At 46.5% G+C, this 18,224-nt stretch carries 13 protein-coding genes and 1 tRNA gene; all 14 read left to right on the top strand.

The window, feature by feature from the left end; genetic code table 11:
• The first annotated feature begins 12 nt into the window (after positions 1-12).
• Positions 13-1,854 carry an ABC transporter ATP-binding protein gene (locus ACXACM_RS00840; RefSeq protein WP_474819146.1) on the top strand — a complete coding sequence of 614 codons (1,842 nt, stop codon included), beginning with the start codon at positions 13-15 and terminating at the stop codon, positions 1,852-1,854.
• Positions 1,855-1,935: 81 nt separating this feature from the next.
• Entirely contained in the window at positions 1,936-3,096 is a 1,161-nt protein-coding gene (locus ACXACM_RS00835; protein WP_474819144.1) for a tetratricopeptide repeat protein, read from the top strand.
• Positions 3,097-3,251: 155 nt separating this feature from the next.
• Positions 3,252-3,328: transfer RNA gene (locus tag ACXACM_RS00830), tRNA-Trp, on the top strand.
• 61 nt (positions 3,329-3,389) lie between these two features.
• Positions 3,390-3,767 (top strand): preprotein translocase subunit SecE, encoded by a 378-nt coding sequence (secE, locus tag ACXACM_RS00825; RefSeq protein WP_474819143.1) that lies wholly within the window; start codon positions 3,390-3,392, stop codon positions 3,765-3,767.
• A gap of 1 nt (position 3,768) precedes the next feature.
• On the top strand, positions 3,769-4,350 hold the full coding sequence (nusG, locus tag ACXACM_RS00820) for a transcription termination/antitermination protein NusG (RefSeq protein ID WP_474819142.1): 582 nt from the start codon (positions 3,769-3,771) through the stop codon (positions 4,348-4,350).
• A gap of 266 nt (positions 4,351-4,616) precedes the next feature.
• Positions 4,617-5,798 carry an acyl-CoA dehydrogenase gene (locus tag ACXACM_RS00815; RefSeq protein ID WP_474819140.1) on the top strand — a complete coding sequence of 394 codons (1,182 nt, stop codon included), beginning with the start codon at positions 4,617-4,619 and terminating at the stop codon, positions 5,796-5,798.
• 245 nt (positions 5,799-6,043) lie between these two features.
• Entirely contained in the window at positions 6,044-6,472 is a 429-nt protein-coding gene (gene rplK, locus ACXACM_RS00810) for a 50S ribosomal protein L11 (protein WP_169211502.1), read from the top strand.
• Positions 6,473-6,476: 4 nt separating this feature from the next.
• Entirely contained in the window at positions 6,477-7,172 is a 696-nt protein-coding gene (gene rplA, locus ACXACM_RS00805; RefSeq protein ID WP_474819139.1) for a 50S ribosomal protein L1, read from the top strand.
• 312 nt (positions 7,173-7,484) lie between these two features.
• The gene (gene rplJ / locus ACXACM_RS00800) at positions 7,485-8,003 is read left to right on the top strand and encodes a 50S ribosomal protein L10 (protein WP_014951041.1); all 519 of its coding nucleotides are present in this window, start codon (positions 7,485-7,487) and stop codon (positions 8,001-8,003) included.
• 57 nt (positions 8,004-8,060) lie between these two features.
• Positions 8,061-8,438, top strand: a complete 378-nt coding sequence (rplL, locus tag ACXACM_RS00795) for a 50S ribosomal protein L7/L12 (protein ID WP_015068303.1) — start codon at positions 8,061-8,063, stop codon at positions 8,436-8,438.
• Between the two features lie 279 nt (positions 8,439-8,717).
• Positions 8,718-12,746, top strand: coding sequence for a DNA-directed RNA polymerase subunit beta (rpoB, locus tag ACXACM_RS00790; RefSeq protein WP_474819138.1), 4,029 nt, complete (start codon positions 8,718-8,720; stop codon positions 12,744-12,746).
• A gap of 75 nt (positions 12,747-12,821) precedes the next feature.
• Complete coding sequence (rpoC, locus tag ACXACM_RS00785) at positions 12,822-17,003, top strand: DNA-directed RNA polymerase subunit beta' (protein ID WP_474819137.1); 4,182 nt, start codon at positions 12,822-12,824, stop codon at positions 17,001-17,003.
• A gap of 294 nt (positions 17,004-17,297) precedes the next feature.
• Complete coding sequence (gene rpsL / locus ACXACM_RS00780; protein WP_070123207.1) at positions 17,298-17,672, top strand: 30S ribosomal protein S12; 375 nt, start codon at positions 17,298-17,300, stop codon at positions 17,670-17,672.
• A 77-nt stretch (positions 17,673-17,749) separates the two neighbouring features.
• A complete protein-coding gene (gene rpsG, locus ACXACM_RS00775) occupies positions 17,750-18,220 on the top strand; it encodes a 30S ribosomal protein S7 (RefSeq protein WP_070123208.1) in 471 nt (156 codons plus the stop codon).
• Positions 18,221-18,224: the final 4 nt, after the last annotated feature.

Genomic DNA, 18,224 nt, shown 5'->3' with positions numbered 1-18,224 from the left:
CTGAGCCATAATATGTTTTCATTTTTTGAACGGCTGACTAAACCGTTCCCCAGCGATGCCCCAATACAGCCTCCTAAGGGGCTTGTCGCATTTTGCCGCTACTACTCACAGGGTATGTGGAAAATTATCGCAGTTGTATCCATGCTCAGCGCCATCATCGCGGTTCTGGAGGTGGCACTGTTCGGCTTCCTTGGGCAATTAGTAGATTGGTTTTCTGCCCACGACAGAGCCACATTTTTGGAAAATGAGAAGTGGACGCTCATCGGCATGGGGGCGGTGGTAGTTATCGTTATCCCTGGCTGTATTTTGCTTCGGGCGCTGTTTAATCGTCAGTCGCTCATGGGAAACTACCCCATGAGAATACGTTGGCAGGCACACCGTTACCTGCTCAGCCAAAGTTTAAGTTTCTTTCAAAATGAATTTGCGGGCCGGGTTGCTACTAAGGTGATGCAAACCGCATTATCAGTGCGGGAAGTGGTAATGAAACTGCTCGACCTGATGGTATACATTTCAGTGTATTTTCTGTCCATGGTTGTGTTGATCTTTTCAACTGATTGGCGCTTGGCTCTGCCACTGATTGTTTGGTTTTTTGTTTACATCGCCATTCTCCGGGCTCTGGTACCAAAGCTGAAATCCGTGTCACAAGCTCAGGCCAACGCCCGAGCGGTGATGACAGGACGTATTGTTGATAGCTATACAAATATCTCTACCGTTAAACTGTTTTCCCACAGTCGCAGGGAAGCCGACTATGCCAAAGAGAGTATGGATGGCTTTCTACAAACCGTATATCCGCAAATGCGCTTGGTAACAATACTGGAAAACTGTGTGGAAATGGCAAATGCACTGCTCATTTTCGCCATCGGCGCTATGTCTGTATATCTCTGGCTTCATGAACTGGTATCACCTGGTGAGATTGCCGTCGCGATAAGCCTTGTACTGCGTTTGAATGGTATGTCCCATTGGGTAATGTGGGAAGTATCTTCGCTATTTGAAAACCTTGGCACAGTTCAGGATGGTATGAATACCCTGGCTCAACCGGTAGAAGTAAAAGATCAAAAGAACTCCGGTGCTCTGCGTGTTAAGGGCGGGGCAATCACCTTTAAAAATGTGAATTTTGCATATGCGGGTAGTGATGATCGGCATATCAGTGTGTTTAACAATTTAAATATTGATATCAAACCAGGTGAGAAAGTGGGCCTGGTGGGACGTTCAGGTGCTGGCAAGTCGACGTTGGTGAATCTGCTCATGCGTTTTTATGATACGCAATCTGGTGACATTGTTATTGACGGTCAATCGGTGCGAGCGGTAGCGCAGGAAACCCTACGGGAAAAAATTAGTATGGTTACCCAGGATACTTCACTGATGCACCGTTCGGTTCGCGATAATATTATTTATGGCCGTACAGACGCCACTGAAGGGGAAATGATTGAGGCGGCCAAACAAGCGGAAGCCCATGATTTTATTTTGTCGCTGTCTGATGACCAGGGTCGCACAGGCTATGATGCCCACGTGGGCGAACGGGGAGTTAAACTCTCCGGCGGTCAGCGTCAACGCATCGCTATTGCCAGGGTTCTGTTGAAAGATGCACCTATTTTGGTACTTGATGAAGCAACATCCGCTCTGGATTCGGAAGTAGAAGCCGCTATTCAGGATTGTTTAAATACGGTAATGGAAAACAAAACCGTGGTCGCTATTGCTCACAGGCTGTCTACCATTGCGCAAATGGACCGTTTGCTGGTATTGGACAAAGGTGAAATCGTAGAAGCGGGCACGCACAGTGAATTGGTAGAGAAAGGAGGCATCTACGCCAAGTTATGGGCACACCAAACGGGTGGTTTTATTGGTGTAGTGTGACTCGGCCTTCACAGGTTCACCCGAGGTTCGCAAATGTCATGATTTGCGGTATGGTGGTAAAAGCTGATGAAGGAGATGCCCATGACACGCTTACTGGTTTCGTTGCTTGCTGTACTAGCATGTTCTGGTTGTACGTCTGGGGTAGCCAATACGGCAAACATCACTGCCAGTGGGCCCGTGCTTCCGTCATACACCCTGACTACCAAGCATACCCGTTTGACAGTAACACCAGAAACACTCTACGTGCTAACTGATGCACAGCGGAAAGATTTTCTGCGTTATTATCGTCAAGAGAGAATCGCGCATCTATCGCCCAACCAGCGTATATATCATTATCTTGAAGACATTCTGCATGGATTTACCTATAACGGTGAGACATTAGCCGCCCATGCAGCTCTGGAAGGTAAAATGGGCAATTGCTTATCTCTTGCCGTGCTGACGGCAGCCCTGGCTGATGTGGTTGGGGTGCCCATTCGTTTTCAACACGTCAATACAGCACCCGTATTCAAGCAAAAACAAGATGTGCTTCTTGTATCCAGGCATATTCGAAGCATTCTTTACGACCCTACTTACAAGCGCAGTAAAGGTGAGATATTGATCACCCCACCTAGAACCATCATAGATTATTTTCCAAGTGGGGGAAGCGTAGCCGGAGACATCATTGAAAGAGAGGCTGTTACAGCGATGTTTTTTCGAAACTTAGCGGCACAATCTCTACTCAATGACGACTTGGGCCAAAGTCTGGCGTACGCCGATACAGCGATAAGTCAGCAACCGATGAACGCAAATTCCATTGGTCTTATGGCGCTTCTTCTAAATCGTGATAACAATAGTGAAGATGCCAGGAAGCTTTATAACTTTGCTGTGCAACACAAGCTTACGAATTTGTCGTTACTTGATAACTACACCGGCTTTTTACTTCAACAAGGGCAGAATGAAGAGGCTGACGCGTTGCTATCATCATATTTAACAGCTCGAGAAGACAACCCTTACGCATGGATTGTTAAGGGTGAACAAGCACTTCAAAGGGGGGAAGTTGGCAAAGCGCAGCGCTTTTTTGTCAACGCTTTGACCGTCGCACCCTATCTGGACGATGCATTTTTAGGGCTGGCAAAAACCTATAAGGCCCAAGGGGATGACCGCGCAGCGCGCTCGGCACTTAAAGATGCAATTAGCAATGCCTGGGATGACAAAGACAAAAATTTGTACCAGGCAAAACTGCGTGGCCTTGATAGCTACTGATAAAACGTGAAGAGAGTCGGGATGTTTGCTTGTATCTCTTCCAATGATCGGTATAATACGCCTCCCTCCCTTGCGATTCCGCGAATTCTTCTTAAAAAGAAACGCCACATTTCACAAGGGTAGTGTAACTGAATTTTGTCTTAAGACAGACTTTTAGGGGTGTAGTTCGAATTGGTAGAACAGCGGTCTCCAAAACCGATGGTTGGGGGTTCGAGTCCCTCCACCCCTGCCAGCATTAAACTCTATGGCAGAGTTCGTAGAGCCTGACGACGAAGTATTGCTAGGATCGTGACATGAGCGAAAAAACGGAAAATACGTCCAATCCATTGGACATGATGAAATGGCTGGTAATTTTTGCCTTATTAGCTGGCCTGATTGCTGCAAACCACACCTTTGGTGAAGTTTCAGTATTGATACGGGCGCTTGTAGCTGTTGGCGTAGTGGTTGTTGCCGGTTTTATTGCCGCTACCACGGTTAAAGGCAGTGCATTTTTAACCTTCGCGAAAGAATCACGTATGGAAGTGCGCAAGGTTATCTGGCCGACCCGTCAGGAAACCAACCAAACCACCCTTATCGTTATGGCTGCTACGGTTATTGTTGGCCTGTTATTATGGGGCTTAGACGGCATAATTGTTCGTTTAGTTGGCTTCATTACTGGAATTGGAGTGTAAGATGTCTGAAGAAAACCAAACACCAGAAGAAAATCAGGCTGCGCCAGAAAACAAAAAGCGCTGGTACGTGGTACAGGCTTATTCGCAGTACGAATCTCGCGTAAAGAAAACACTGCTTGAATATATCAAGATGCACGAAATGGAAGCCTTTTTCGGTCAGGTTTTGGTACCTACCGAAGAAGTGGTTGAAATGCGTGCTGGTCAAAAACGCAAGTCTGAGCGTAAATTCTACCCTGGTTATGTATTGGTAGAAATGGAAATGAACGAGCAGTCTTGGCACTTAGTGAAAAGTGTACCTCGTGTACTGGGCTTCATCGGTGGTACTTCAGACCGCCCTATGCCAATTACTAAGCGCGAAGCTGATGCTATTCTCAATCGTCTGGAAGAGAATACCGACAAACCAAGACCGAAGACTTTGTTCGAACCGGGCGAAGTGGTACGCGTTACCGATGGGCCTTTTGCCGATTTCAACGGTGTTGTGGAAGAAGTCGATTACGAGAAGAGCCGCGTAAAAGTGTCTGTGCTTATCTTTGGTCGTTCTACGCCAGTCGACCTGGAATTTGGCCAGGTAGAAAAAGGTTAATCCCCCTCTAATTATCAAAAAACCCGGCTTGAAGCCGGGTTTTTGTTTTTGGTCGTTTGCAGCGTGAAACACGCCCAAATAAAATTCACTGTTAATTTACAAATCAATTATCATAAGACGATATTGAGGTTTTTATGACTTCAATACCAAATATATGTAGTTAGATTTGTCTACTTCATAATAGCACGTACCAGATTTGATCGGTGTCAAAGATAAAGTTCCAAAAAAATAAAACTGGCACAACCAAAAAAAGAGAAACGTAAACCATGGGTAAAGTACTTAGTAACTGGGACGATATTCTGCTGTTGAATAATCAATTGTCAGAAGATGAGCGCATGATCCGTGACATGGCACATGATTTTTGTCAGCAAGAGTTAATGCCGGGGATCTTAATGGCTAACCGGCACGAAGAATTCGACCCAAACATCATGCGAAAATTCGGTGAAGTAGGGCTACTTGGTGCAACCATTAACGGTTACGAATGTTCTGGGGTTAATTATGTCAGTTATGGTTTGGTTGCGCGAGAAGTGGAAAGGGTAGATTCCGGATATCGCAGCGCAATGAGTGTGCAATCTTCTTTAGTTATGCATCCTATTTATACCTTTGGAACGGAAGCTCAGAAACAAAAATATTTGCCAAAACTAGCCAGTGGAGAATACATCGGCTGCTTTGGGTTGACCGAGCCTGATGCGGGCTCTGACCCCGCGGGTATGAAAACCCGTGCTAAAAAAGTGGAAGGTGGTTATCGCCTTAGTGGCTCAAAAATGTGGATCACCAACTCTCCTATTGCCGACGTATTTGTCGTGTGGGCGAAAAATGAAGCCGATAATAATCAAATTTGCGGCTTTGTTTTGGAAAAGGGCATGGACGGGTTGAGTGCGCCAAAAATAGACGGGAAGTTGTCTCTGAAAGCATCGATTACTGGTGAGATTGTAATGGACAATGTGTTCGTTCCAGAAGAGAACATGTTCCCGGAAGTGAGAGGGTTGAAAGGGCCGTTCAGTTGCCTAAATATGGCTCGCTATGGCATTTCCTGGGGCGCGCTGGGAGCGGCAGAATACTGTTGGCATGCGGCACGTCAGTACGGGCTCGACAGAAAGCAATTCGGTAAACCTCTGGCGCAAACTCAGCTGTTTCAAACCAAGCTGGCGAATATGCAAACAGAAATTACTTTGGGACTGCAAGCGTCGTTACGGGTGGGGCAAATCATCGACACGGGAAATTGGGACCCAACTATGATTTCTTTAGTCAAGCGCAACAATTGTGGTAAATCTTTGGATATTTCGCGTTGGGCCAGAGATATGCACGGCGGTAACGGGATTGCGGATGAGTTCCATGTCATACGTCATGTGATAAATCTGGAAACGGTGAATACCTATGAAGGTACTTACGACGTACATGGCCTTATTTTGGGAAGAGCGCAAACCGGCTTACAAGCGTTTTTTTAATAGCAAAGATTTTACGGATAATTGTACCTATGCAGCTAATGACCATCATTAAATGACGGAATGTCAAAGCATTGCTATGGCAGCTTAAATTTAAACCCGATATTATCCGAATTAATTCACTCAAGGGGTTGCGTGAATAGCTTAATTGTTGTACATTACGCGCCCTTTGAAACACAACGGGAAGCCGTTAGAGCAAATATTCTCGGGTATTTGCGAGGCGTTAGACCCAAGACGAGAGCATTATTATGGCTAAAAAAGTAACCGGCTTAATTAAGCTACAGGTTGCAGCTGGTGCTGCTAACCCATCTCCACCTGTTGGTCCTGCACTGGGTCAGCACGGTGTTAACATCATGGAATTCTGTAAGGCTTTCAACGCAAAAACTGAAAGTCTTGAGAAAGGCGCTCCGGTACCAGTAGAAATTACTGTATACGAAGACCGTTCTTTCACATTCGAAACGAAGACTCCTCCTGCGTCTTACCTGCTGAAAAAGGCTGCTGGAATCAAGAGTGGTTCTGGTCGTCCTAACACTGAAAAAGTGGGTAAAGTGACTCGTGCTCAATTGGAAGAAATCGCCAAGACTAAAGAGCCGGATCTGACTGCAGCTGACCTTGACGCAGCAGTTCGCACTATCGCGGGTTCTGCTCGCTCAATGGGCTTGAACGTAGAGGACTAATCGAATGGCTAAATTAACCAAACGCGCTCGTCTGATCCGCGAAAAAGTAGACGCGACTAAAGAATACGATATCAACGAAGCTGTTGCTCTGTTAAAAGAACTGGCTACAGCCAAGTTTGCAGAGAGCGTAGACGTTGCAATTAACCTGGGTATCGATGCGAAGAAATCTGACCAAAACGTTCGTGGTGCGACTGTACTGCCAAACGGAACTGGTAAAGAAGTTCGCGTAGCAGTGTTCACTCAGGGTGCTAACGCTGAAGCCGCGAAAGAAGCGGGTGCTGACATCGTTGGTATGGAAGACTTAGCTGAGCAAGTTAAGAAAGGCGAAATGAACTTTGACGTAGTAGTTGCCAGCCCTGACGCAATGCGCGTTGTTGGTCAACTGGGTCAAATCTTAGGTCCTCGTGGCCTGATGCCTAACCCTAAGACTGGTACTGTTACACCAGACGTTGCTACAGCAGTTAAAAATGCTAAAGCTGGTCAGGTTCGCTACCGTAACGATAAGAACGGTATCATCCACGCTAGCATCGGCAAGATTGCTTTTGAAGCTAACCAGATCCAAGAAAACCTGGAAGCGCTTCTTGAAGCACTGAAGAAAGCTAAGCCTTCTTCAGCTAAAGGTACTTACATCAAGAAAGTTAGCCTGAGCACCACTATGGGCGCTGGCGTATCTGTTGATAAAGGTACTGTAGGTCTGTAAGACTTTTCACAGGTGGCATAAGCCCATCTGTCTCTTAAGGTTATGGGTTGGAGCCGTTGAATATCGCTAAAGCGAATATCGATGGCTCCCGTCCAAGACCGCAGGCGCTAGACGGCAAAAGAATTAAGAGAGCTTTTGCAGCAACGTTTAGCTTAAAAGCACAGCCTGCGCAGACGGTGGTTTCGACTCAGACTCTCTGGGATAACGAACACCGTAGAGCGGTACAACTACATTGTGGATGTATCAATCTGTGAACACTGATGAATGGGAAGGGCAACCGGAACAAACATCAGATTTTATGAGGTGAACTCAGTGGCACTAGGTTTAGCAGCAAAAAAAGAGATCGTAGCAGAAGTTTCTGAAGTTGCGTCTCGCGCTCTATCCGTAGCCGTTGCTGAATACCGTGGGATGGAAGTTGCAGAACTGACTGACCTGCGCGTTAAAGCTCGTGAGCAAGGCGTATACCTGAAGGTTGTACGTAATACTCTGGCTAAGCGTGCATTGGCAGACAGTCAATTTGCAGACTTGGATAGCGCTTTAACTGGCCCGCTTATCTATGGTTTCTCTATCGATGCACCTGGCGGTGCAGCACGTCTTTTCAAAGACTTCGGTAAGACTAACGATAAGCTGAAAGTTACTGCTCTTTCAATTGGTAGCGGCTTACTTGGTCCAGAAAAACTGGATGCAGTAGCAGCTCTGCCTACCCGCGACGAAGCGCTTGCGAAATTGCTTGCAACCTTCAAAGCACCAGTTGGGAAATTCGTTCAAACAATCAACGAAGTTCCTGGCAAGTTTGTGCGTGTATTGGCGGCGGTCAAAGACACCAAATAATTGGCGTCTTTGGCATATTGATTTTTTTAACATTTTAATCCCAGGAGTTTAGAGAACATGGCTCTGACTAAAGAAGATATCTTAAACGCGATCGCTGAAATGCCAGTAATGGAACTGGTTGAACTGATCGAAGCAGCTGAAGAAAAATTCAACGTTTCTGCTGCAGCTGCTGTTGCAGTTGCTGGCCCAGCTGCTGGCGGTGACGCTGCTGCTGCAGAAGAGAAAACTGAATTTGACGTTGTAATGACTTCATTCGGTGGCAACAAAGTTGCTGTTATTAAAGCAGTACGTGGCGCAACTGGCCTTGGCCTGAAAGAAGCTAAAGAAGTAGTTGAATCTGCTCCTAAAGCTATCAAAGAAGGCGTATCTAAAGATGAAGCTGAAGCACTGAAGAAAGAGCTTGAAGAAGCTGGTGCAGAAGTAGAAATCAAGTAATCTGCTTGCGTAGATTACCTGCCTGAAACGGCAAGGCTGGTGGTTAATATTGACCACCAGCCTTTTTGCGCTGTAGGGTGTACAGTTTTTAACCCTTTACTGTACAACACCAAAAAAGCACGTCGGGAAAATAAATAGGCATAAAACCAACACCTTAACTAATATTTGGTTAATTTTTGGTGTATGCTATGTAATTACCCCGAAAAAGGGTCGTGGAAGTTTGTTGTTTGACTAGTTCAGACAGCAGGTTGGGTCAAAAATCAGCAGGCTGAGGAACCCATGGTTTACTCTTATAGCGAAAAGAAACGTATCCGTAAGGATTTTGGCAAACACCCACAGGTATTGGAAATTCCATACCTCCTTTCAACACAGCTAGATTCTTTCAAAAAATTTATTGAGATCGATGCAGACGGTCAATATGGTTTAGAAGCCGCTTTCCGTTCTGTGTTTCCAATCAAAAGTTACTCAGGCAGTTCTGAGCTGCAGTACGTCAGCTATCGCCTGGGCGAGCCCGTATTTGACGTTAAAGAATGTCAAATTCGCGGTGTAACCTATTCAGCTCCGTTAAGAGTAAAACTGCGTCTGGTTTTATACGATAAAGATGCTGCCCCTGGTACCGTAAAAGATATAAAAGAACAAGAAGTGTACATGGGTGAAATTCCTTTAATGACAGAGAACGGCACGTTCGTCATTAATGGAACTGAGCGTGTTATCGTATCTCAGTTGCACCGTTCCCCTGGTGTATTCTTTGATCACGACAAAGGTAAAACGCACTCATCCGGTAAAGTATTGTATAACGCGCGTGTTATACCTTACCGTGGGTCGTGGTTAGACTTTGAGTTTGATCCTAAAGATAACCTGTTTGTTCGTATCGACCGTCGTCGTAAGTTGCCTGCAACGATTATCTTACGCGCGCTTGAAATGACGACAGAAGACATCCTTGATCTGTTCTTTGACAAGGTGTCAATTCGCATTGAAGACAATAAGCTTCTGATGGAAGTTGTGCCTGATCGTCTGCGTGGTGAAACTGCACAGTTTGATATCAAGGACAACGACGGCGAAGTTATCGTTGAAACCGGTCGCCGGGTATCTGCACGTCACACCCGCGCTCTTGAAAAAGCGGGCGTTACCGAGCTTGAAGTACCAGCTGAATATATGGTTGGTCGTGTCTTTGCACGCACTTATGTGAATGAAGATACTGGCGAAGTTATCGTCAACGCGAATGATGAAGTTACCCTTGAATTGATGGCTGAGCTTAGCCAGGCAGGTGTTAAAGAATTTGAAACCCTGTACATCAATGAATTGGATCATGGCTCTTACATTTCTGACACGCTGAGAATAGACAGTTCAACAAACCGTCTTGAAGCCTTGGTAGAAATATACCGCATGATGCGTCCAGGTGAACCACCAACAAAAGACGCCGCAGAAACTCTGTTCGACAACCTATTCTTCTCTGACGATCGCTACGATTTATCATCTGTTGGTCGTATGAAGTTCAACCGTCGCTTAGGCCGTGAAGAACTCGTTGGTTCAGGTACGCTGGACAAAGACGATATCGTGTCGGTAATGAAGCAACTTATTCTTATCCGTGATGGTAAGGATGAGGTAGATGACATCGATCACCTTGGAAACCGTCGTATTCGCTCAGTGGGCGAAATGGCAGAAAACCAATTCCGCGTAGGCTTGGTACGTGTGGAACGTGCAGTAAAAGAGCGTTTGTCTCTGGGTGACCTTGACAACGTGATGCCACAGGATTTGATCAACGCCAAGCCAATTTCTGCAGCAGTTAAGGAGTTCTTCGGTTCTTCGCAGCTGTCTCAGTTCATGGACCAAAACAACCCGTTGTCAGAAGTAACGCACAAGCGTCGTATTTCTGCCTTAGGCCCGGGTGGTCTTACACGTGAGCGCGCAGGCTTTGAAGTTCGAGACGTACACCCGACGCACTACGGTCGTCTGTGTCCTATTGAAACGCCTGAAGGTCCAAACATCGGTTTGATCAACTCATTGGCAAGCTTCGCGCGTACCAATGATTTTGGTTTCCTCGAAACGCCGTTCCGTCGTATCGAAGATGGTGTTATCACTGATGAAATCGATTATTTGTCAGCTATCGAAGAAGGCCAGTTCAAAATCGCCCAGGCAAATGTGGCGGTTGACGAAAATGGCGCACTAATCGATGACCTGATCCCTTCACGTCACCGTGGTGAAACCACGCTGATGCCGAAGGAAGAAATTAAATATATGGATGTATCGCCTCAGCAAATCGTTTCGGTTGCTGCGAGCATCATCCCTTTCCTGGAACACGATGACGCCAACCGTGCATTGATGGGTGCGAACATGCAACGTCAAGCGGTACCTACACTGCGTGCAGATAAGCCGTTGGTAGGTACAGGTATGGAGAAAACCGTAGCGGTTGACTCCGGTGTAACCGTTGTTGCTAAACGCGGTGGTATGGTTGATTACGTCGATGCGAGCCGCATCGTAATCAAGGTAGATGAAGATGAGATGCTTCCTGGCGAAGCGGGTATCGATATCTACAATCTGACCAAATACACCCGCTCTAACCAGAATACTTGTATTAACCAGAAGCCAACCTGTAACGTAGGTGATCCTATTGTTGCCGGTGATGTGTTGGCTGACGGTCCGTCAACCGACTTAGGTGAGTTGGCACTGGGGCAGAACATGCGTATCGCATTCATGCCTTGGAATGGTTACAACTTCGAAGACTCGATTCTGATTTCAGAGCGTGTTGCTCAGGAAGACCGTTTCACAACTATTCACATTCAAGAGTTGAGCTGTATTGCTCGTGACACCAAGCTTGGGCCAGAAGAAATTTCTTCTGATATACCTAACGTAGGTGAAGCTGCACTGGGCAAACTTGATGAATCTGGTGTTGTTTACATCGGTGCAGAAGTGAAAGGCGGCGACATTCTGGTAGGTAAAGTTACGCCTAAAGGTGAAACGCAGCTGACTCCGGAAGAAAAACTGTTACGTGCTATCTTCGGTGAAAAAGCATCTGACGTTAAAGATACTTCATTGCGAGTGCCTAACTCTGTACACGGTACTGTTATTGACGTTCAGGTATTTACCCGTGACGGCGTAGAAAAAGACAAGCGCGCACTGGAAATTGAAGACATGCAGTTACGTCAGGTTAAGAAAGACCTGTCTGATGAATTCAATATCCTTGCCGACGGTATCTTCGCCCGTGCCCGTAACTTACTTATCAACGCTGGTGTTGATGAAGCCAAGTTAGAAAGCATGCCTCGTGAAAAGTGGCTGGAAATTCCACTGACTAACGAAGACGCGCAAAACGAGCTTGACCAAATCGCTGAACAGCACATCGAAATTAAATCTGATTTCGATAAGAAGTTCGAGAACAAGCGTCGTAAGATCACTCAGGGTGACGACCTTGCGCCGGGCGTACTTAAGATTGTTAAAGTTTATCTCGCGGTTAAACGTCACATCCAGCCTGGTGACAAGATGGCTGGTCGTCACGGTAACAAAGGTGTTATCTCAACGGTTATTCCAGTTGAAGATATGCCATACGATGAAAACGGCACGCCGGTAGACATCGTATTGAACCCTCTGGGTGTACCGTCGCGGATGAACATCGGTCAGATCCTTGAAACGCACTTAGGTATGGCGGCTCACGGTCTGGGCGTGAAGATCGACAGAATGCTCAAAGAGCAGGAAGAACTTGCTAAGTTACGCGGTTTCCTGAAAGAGGTTTACACCTTAGGTGAAAACCACCAGGAAGTAGACATCGATAACTTCTCTGATGATGAAGTACTGCGTCTTGCTGATAACCTGCGCAAAGGTGTTCCTGTTGCCACACCAGTATTCTCTGGTGCGAAAGAAGCAGAAATTAAAGCGATGTTGAAATTGGCTGACTTGCCAGAAAGCGGACAAATCACCTTGTTTGACGGCCGTACGGGTCGCGAATTCGAACGTCCGGTAACGGTAGGTTACATGTACATGCTGAAACTGAACCACTTGGTAGACGACAAGATGCACGCTCGTTCTACTGGTTCTTACAGCCTGGTTACACAGCAGCCTCTGGGTGGTAAAGCACAATTCGGTGGTCAGCGCTTCGGAGAGATGGAAGTGTGGGCACTTGAAGCATATGGTGCTGCTTATACCCTGCAGGAAATGCTAACTGTTAAGTCAGATGACGTTAACGGTCGTACCAAAATGTACAAGAACATCGTGGATGGCGATCACAGAATGGAGCCGGGCATGCCTGAATCCTTCAACGTATTGCTTAAAGAAATTCGTTCACTCGGTATCAATATCGAGCTGGAAGAAAAGTAATACGGCTATTGCCATTGTATGATTTGATGGCCCGGTTCGCCGGGCTATAGAGACTGACTCCGCCGGGAGAGTAATGTGAAAGACTTATTAAAGTTTCTAAAGCAACAAAACAAGACTGAAGAGTTCGATAATATTCGAATCGGTCTGTCATCACCTGACATGATTCGTTCATGGTCATTTGGTGAAGTTAAGAAGCCTGAAACCATTAACTACCGTACGTTCAAGCCAGAGCGTGACGGTTTGTTCTGTGCCCGTATTTTCGGACCTGTTAAAGACTATGAATGTCTTTGTGGTAAGTATAAGCGTCTGAAACACCGTGGTGTTATCTGTGAGAAGTGTGGTGTTGAAGTAACCCTGACTAAAGTTCGTCGTGAGCGTATGGGTCACATCGAGCTGGCTAGCCCGGTTGCACACATCTGGTTCTTAAAATCATTGCCGTCACGTATCGGCCTGATGCTAGATATGACATTGCGCGATATCGAGCGTGTACTGTACTTTGAATCTTACGTAGTTACTGAGCCTGGTATGACTACCCTAGAGCGCAGCCAGCTTCTGAATGAAGAAGAGTACCTGGATGCACTTGAAGAGCATGGTGATGAGTTTGACGCGAAAATGGGTGCAGAAGCTGTTTTCGATCTGCTTAAGGTATTAGACGTAGATGCAGATGTTGCTGCTATGCGTGAAGAGTTGCCTTCTATCAACTCTGAAACCAAGCGTAAAAAGATCACTAAGCGTTTGAAGTTGCTTGAATCATTCCAGCAATCTGGTAACAAGCCAGAGTGGATGATCATGACAGTTCTTCCTGTTCTTCCACCAGATTTACGTCCTTTGGTACCTCTGGATGGCGGCCGTTTCGCAACGTCTGACCTTAACGATCTGTATCGTCGTGTTATCAACCGTAACAACCGTCTTAAGCGTTTGTTAGATCTTGCTGCACCTGACATCATTGTACGTAACGAAAAGCGTATGTTGCAGGAAGCGGTAGATGCGTTACTTGATAACGGTCGACGCGGTCGTGCTATTACTGGCTCTAACAAGCGTCCTCTGAAATCACTTGCCGACATGATTAAAGGTAAGCAAGGTCGTTTCCGTCAGAACCTGCTTGGTAAGCGTGTTGACTACTCCGGTCGTTCTGTAATCACGGTTGGTCCTACACTGCGTTTGCATCAATGTGGTCTGCCTAAGAAGATGGCACTTGAGTTATTCAAGCCTTTCATCTATGGCAAACTGGAAGGTCGTGGTCTGGCGACTACCATCAAAGCTGCGAAGAAGCTGGTAGAGCGTGAAGCACCGGAAGTATGGGATGTACTGGATGAAGTAATCCGTGAACACCCTGTATTACTTAACCGTGCTCCAACACTTCACAGACTTGGTATTCAGGCATTTGAACCTACCCTTATCGAAGGTAAAGCAATTCAGTTGCACCCTCTGGTGTGTGCGGCATATAACGCTGACTTCGACGGTGACCAAATGGCGGTTCACGTACCTCTGACTCTCGAAGCCCAGTTAGAAGCTCGTGCCCTGATGATGTCTACAAACAACATCCTGTCGCCTGCGAACGGTGAACCTATCATCGTACCTTCACAGGACGTTGTATTAGGTCTTTACTACCTGACTCGTGAAAAAGTAAATGGTCGCGGTGAAGGCATGGTATTCACAAGTCCGCACGAAGCTGAAAAAGCGTATCGTACTGATGCTGCTGAATTGCATGCTCGTGTGAAAGTGCGTATCACTGAGTACGATGTTGCTGAAGACGGTACTAAGACAGAAAAAGTAACGCTGACAGATACGACTGTTGGTCGCGCTATTTTCTCGTTAATTTTGCCGAAAGGTCTGCCGTTTGAAATCATCAACCAGGCTATGGGTAAGAAGCAGATTTCACGTTTGCTGAATGCTTGTTACCGTACATTGGGTCTTAAGGACACAGTAATCGCCGCTGACCAAATCATGTATACCGGTTTCCACTACGCGATGATTGCGGGTGCATCTGTTGGTATCGACGATATGGTTATCCCTGATGCGAAGAAAGACATCATCGAGGGGGCAGAAGCTGAAGTTATTGAGATTCAGGAACAGTTCCAAAATGGTCTTGTTACCGCTGGTGAGCGTTACAACAAGGTTATAGATATCTGGTCAAATGCAAACGAAAAAGTTGCTAAGGCCATGATGGATAACCTGAAAACTGACACTGTTATCAACCGTGACGGCGAAGAAGAAGAGCAAGCTTCATTTAACTCTGTATATATGATGGCCGACTCCGGTGCTCGTGGTAGTGCCGCACAGATTCGTCAGTTGGCTGGTATGCGTGGTCTGATGGCGAAACCAGATGGTTCAATCATCGAAACGCCTATCACAGCTAACTTCCGTGAAGGTCTGAACGTACTTCAGTACTTCATCTCAACTCACGGCGCACGTAAAGGTCTTGCCGATACTGCATTGAAGACTGCGAACTCAGGTTATCTGACTCGTCGTCTGGTAGACGTTGCTCAGGATTTGGTTATCACTAACGATGACTGCGGTACCTTCGAAGGCGTTAAGATGACACCTTTGATTGAAGGTGGTGACGTTGTTGAGCCGTTGCGTGAGCGAGTGTTGGGTCGTGTGGTAGCAGAAGACGTAATCAAGCCGGGTACTGATGAAGTACTGGTTGAGCGTAACACGCTGCTGGACGAAGCACTGGTAGATTTGCTTGAGCAAAACTCTGTTGACCAGATGATGGTTCGCTCAGTAATCACTTGTGACAATGACTTCGGTGTTTGTGCCAAGTGTTATGGTCGTGACCTTGCACGTGGCCACATGGTTGCCAAAGGTGAATCTGTGGGTGTAATTGCCGCGCAGTCAATCGGTGAACCAGGTACACAGCTTACCATGCGTACGTTCCACATCGGTGGTGCGGCATCGAGAGCGTCTGCTGAAAACAGCGTACAAGTTAAGACGGCTGGTAGCCTGAAGATGCATAACGCTAAGTTCGTTCGTAACACTGACGACAAAGTTGTTATCGTTTCACGTTCAACTGAACTGACTGTAATTGACAGTCACGGTCGTGAAAAAGAGCGTTATAAAGTGCCTTATGGTGCGATTCTGTCTGTCGACGATGGCGCAGCAGTAGAAGCTGGCGAAATCGTAGCAAACTGGGATCCGCATAGTCACCCAATCATCGTTGAGCGTCCGTCTAAGATCTCTTTTGCTGATATCGACGATTCAAACACCGAAATGCAGCAGGACGAACTTACTGGTCTGACGCGTATCGTTGTAAAAGATCTTGCCAAGGTAAATGCCAAAGAGCCTAAGTTGATTCTCGAGAGTGAAGAAACTGGCTTGCAGGAAATCCGTTTGCCAAGCTTTACAACCATTGAAGCGGCTGATGGTAAGCTTGCTCATGCTGGTGACGTGTTAGCACGTATTCCGCAAGAGAGCTCGAAAACACGTGATATTACCGGTGGTCTACCACGGGTTGCTGACTTGTTTGAAGCGCGTAAGCCGAAAGAGCCTGCTATCCTGGCAGAAATTTCTGGTTCCATTGGCTTCGGTAAAGAAACCAAAGGTAAGAAACGCTTAGTTATCACCCCAACTGATGGCGGTGAAGCTTACGAAGAGATGATTCCTAAGTGGCGCCAGCTGAACGTGTTCGAAGGTGAGCAGGTTGAGCGTGGTGAAGTTATCGCAGATGGTCCTGAGTCACCTCATGATATCCTGCGCCTGCGCGGAATCAGTGCGGTTTCTAACTACATTGTGAACGAAGTTCAGGAAGTATATCGTCTGCAAGGTGTAAAAATTAACGATAAGCACATCGAGGTTGTTATCCGTCAGATGCTGCGTAAGTGTATTATTACTGCACCGGGCGATACCCAGTTCCTTGAAGGTGAACAGGTAGAAGTTGCTCACGTTAAGATCGCTAACCGTGAAATGGAAAAAGCCGGTAAATTACCAGCGCTGTATGAAACACAGTTACTGGGTATTACCAAAGCCTCGCTGTCTACAGAGTCATTTATCTCTGCAGCATCGTTCCAGGAAACAACTCGGGTTCTTACCGAAGCTGCGGTTCAGGGTAAAGAAGATGATCTGCGCGGTCTGAAAGAGAACGTAATTGTTGGCCGTTTGATCCCGGCAGGTACTGGATTCGCTTACCACGAACGCCGTATGCAGAAGCGTGCAGAAGATATCGAAGAGATGTCTGTGTCTGCTGCTGAAGCAGAGCAAGCGTTAACTGAAGCGTTAAACGCGGAAGTTGGCAACGACAGCTCAGCAGACGAGTAAGTGTATTGACAGATGGCAGATCGCTGTCATCTGTCTGTGTTTTGGTGGCGATCAAGGAATAATCATGTGGTTATCCTTTGTACACCTTGACACTGGCTTATGAGATCATTAGAATTCCGCGACCCGAATTTGGGATAAACCGCAAAATGCGGCTAACCAACAAAGGTCGCGGTTTTTATTGGTGCAGTAAAAAGATAGAGCGTCTTTTTACTTAAATCAGTAATCACATAATGCCGCAAAAGCAGACCCGTCCATGGTAACGGGTTTTTATTGTTTATAATCAGGAGCTAGTTAATGGCAACAGTTAACCAGTTAGTGCGTAAGCCACGCCGTCAGCCAGTTGCGAAAAGCAACGTAGCTGCACTGCAAGCTTGCCCACAAAGACGTGGTGTATGTACACGTGTATATACTACTACGCCTAAGAAACCAAACTCAGCACTACGTAAAGTGTGCCGTGTACGTTTAACTAACGGTTTTGAAGTTTCTTCATACATCGGTGGTGAAGGCCACAACTTACAAGAGCACAGTGTTGTGCTTATTCGCGGTGGTCGTGTTAAAGACTTACCAGGTGTTCGTTATCACACTGTTCGCGGTACTTTGGACTGCGCAGGCGTTAACGATCGTCGTCAAGCCCGTTCTAAGTACGGCGCTAAACGGCCAAAATCTTAACGGTTCTCCGTTAGTAAGGCCAAACTGAAGTAATTAGAGTTTTGGGATTTCCCTGAATTCATACGGAGAATAGTAAAATGCCAAGAAGAAGAGTCGTAGGTCAACGTAAAATCCTACCTGAACCAAAATTTGGTTCACAACTGCTTGCTAAATTCATGAATGTCGTAATGCTCGACGGCAAGAAATCAGTTGCTGAAAAGATTGTTTACGGTGCGCTTGATATTGTTGCTGAAAAAACCGGCAAAGCACACCTTGACGTGTTCGAAGATGCACTGGACAACATTCGTCCTACAGTGGAAGTAAAATCACGCCGTGTTGGTGGTTCTACTTATCAGGTTCCTGTAGAAGTTCGTCCTGTTCGTCGTAACGCGCTTGGTATGCGTTGGATGGTAGAAGCGGCACGTAAACGTGGCGAAAAATCCATGGCACAACGCCTTGCAGCTGAAATGTTAGATGCAGCAGACAACAAAGGTTCTGCGGTTAAGAAACGTGAAGACGTTCACCGTATGGCCGAAGCGAACAAAGCGTTCGCACACTATCGTTGGTAATCAA

The organism is Alteromonas sp. AWQ4_252 (assembly GCF_056158205.1).
Note: the sequence above shows the minus strand (reverse complement) of the source record. Positions and strands in the feature narration are given on the sequence as shown.

What these genes read in the sequence shown, in the direction of transcription:
- ACXACM_RS00840 (WP_474819146.1), top strand. Translation starts at nt 13, where the DNA reads ATGTTTTCATTTTTTGAACGGCTGACTAAACCGTTCCCCAGCGATGCC.
- ACXACM_RS00835 (WP_474819144.1), top strand. Translation starts at nt 1,936, where the DNA reads ATGACACGCTTACTGGTTTCGTTGCTTGCTGTACTAGCATGTTCTGGT.
- secE (WP_474819143.1), top strand. Translation starts at nt 3,390, where the DNA reads ATGAGCGAAAAAACGGAAAATACGTCCAATCCATTGGACATGATGAAA.
- nusG (WP_474819142.1), top strand. Translation starts at nt 3,769, where the DNA reads ATGTCTGAAGAAAACCAAACACCAGAAGAAAATCAGGCTGCGCCAGAA.
- ACXACM_RS00815 (WP_474819140.1), top strand. Translation starts at nt 4,617, where the DNA reads ATGGGTAAAGTACTTAGTAACTGGGACGATATTCTGCTGTTGAATAAT.
- rplK (WP_169211502.1), top strand. Translation starts at nt 6,044, where the DNA reads ATGGCTAAAAAAGTAACCGGCTTAATTAAGCTACAGGTTGCAGCTGGT.
- rplA (WP_474819139.1), top strand. Translation starts at nt 6,477, where the DNA reads ATGGCTAAATTAACCAAACGCGCTCGTCTGATCCGCGAAAAAGTAGAC.
- rplL (WP_015068303.1), top strand. Translation starts at nt 8,061, where the DNA reads ATGGCTCTGACTAAAGAAGATATCTTAAACGCGATCGCTGAAATGCCA.
- rpoB (WP_474819138.1), top strand. Translation starts at nt 8,718, where the DNA reads ATGGTTTACTCTTATAGCGAAAAGAAACGTATCCGTAAGGATTTTGGC.
- rpsL (WP_070123207.1), top strand. Translation starts at nt 17,298, where the DNA reads ATGGCAACAGTTAACCAGTTAGTGCGTAAGCCACGCCGTCAGCCAGTT.
- rpsG (WP_070123208.1), top strand. Translation starts at nt 17,750, where the DNA reads ATGCCAAGAAGAAGAGTCGTAGGTCAACGTAAAATCCTACCTGAACCA.